1 pseudogene is annotated in these 1,197 nt (G+C 66.5%); it reads left to right on the top strand.

The features are described 5' to 3' along the window. Nucleotides 1-167 precede the first annotated feature (167 nt). A pseudogene (locus RF650_RS13515) lies at nucleotides 168-950 on the top strand (ISL3 family transposase); the annotation flags it as partial. Between the last annotated feature and the right edge of the window lie 247 nt (nucleotides 951-1,197).

Genomic DNA, 1,197 nt, shown 5'->3' with positions numbered 1-1,197 from the left:
CAGGTCGAAGAGCGCGCACGCCGGCGCGCACATAGCATGGGACACATCGAGGCCTTCGAGGACGGTTGGATTCAGCACCCCCATCCTGGAGGCCTCGACCCCTACCCGACCCCCGTGACACGCACCCCGCTTGGGCCCTTACCCACACTCATTTGGGAAGGGCCCGTGATCCCCGCCGGCGCGGACCGAAGGCACTCACCGGGATGGTCGACCTGACCCACGGGCTCCACTCCACCGCCAGGCTCCTGGACCTAGTCCCGGGAAGGTCCGGGACCGTCTACCGCGACTGGCTGGACGAACGCGGCGAGTCGTTTCGCGACGGCATCCAGATCGCGACGTTGGACCCATTCCAGGGATATAAGAACGCGATCGATGACCAGCTCGAGGACGCCACCTGCGTGCTGGACGCATTCCACATCGTCAAGCTCGCCGGCGCTGCGGTCGATGACGTCCGTCGCCGGATCCAGCAAGAGACCCTCGGCCACCGCGGCCGCAAGGGCGACGCTCTCTACGGGATCCGCCACATCCTCCGCGCCGGACGGGAACGCCTCACCCCGCGCCAACAGAACCGTCTGGCCAGCGCATTCGCCGCCCATCCCGATCACATCGCGGTCGAGGTCGCCTACCACTGCGCCCAGGACCTCCGAGACGTCTTCCACCAGCCCACGCCCGCACAAGGTCGCCGACTGGCCGAGCAGCTGATCAAGAAGCTGCCATCCTGCCCGATCCCAGAGATCGCCAGACTCGGGAAGACCCTACGACGCTGGCGGAACGCGTTCCTGGCCTATTTCGACACCCACGGGGCGAGCAACGGCGGGACAGAGGCGATCAACGGGATCATCGAACTCGGCCGCCGCATCGCCCGCGGGTTCCGCAACTTCGAGCACTACCGCCTCCGAATGCTCCTCATCACCGGAGGACTCGACGCCTCACCCCACACTCAACTCTGAAGAGCCCGATAGGCCCTTCCCAAATGAGTGTGGGTAAGGGCCCAAGCGGGGTGCGTGTCACGGGGGTCGGGTAGGGGTCGAGGCCTCCAGGATGGGGGTGCTGAATCCAACCGTCCTCGAAGGCCTCGATGTGTCCCATGCTATGTGCGCGCCGGCGTGCGCGCTCTTCGACCTGTCCGATGTCCACGTGCTCACGATCGAGCGGCACCGCTCCTCGTTCACCCTGGTGGTCGAGACCGTGCCGTCA

The sequence above is a fragment of the Kocuria sp. CPCC 205297 genome (assembly GCF_040981035.1).
Classification (GTDB): Bacteria; Actinomycetota; Actinomycetes; order Actinomycetales; family Micrococcaceae; genus Kocuria; species Kocuria marina.
Note: the sequence above shows the minus strand (reverse complement) of the source record. Positions and strands in the feature narration are given on the sequence as shown.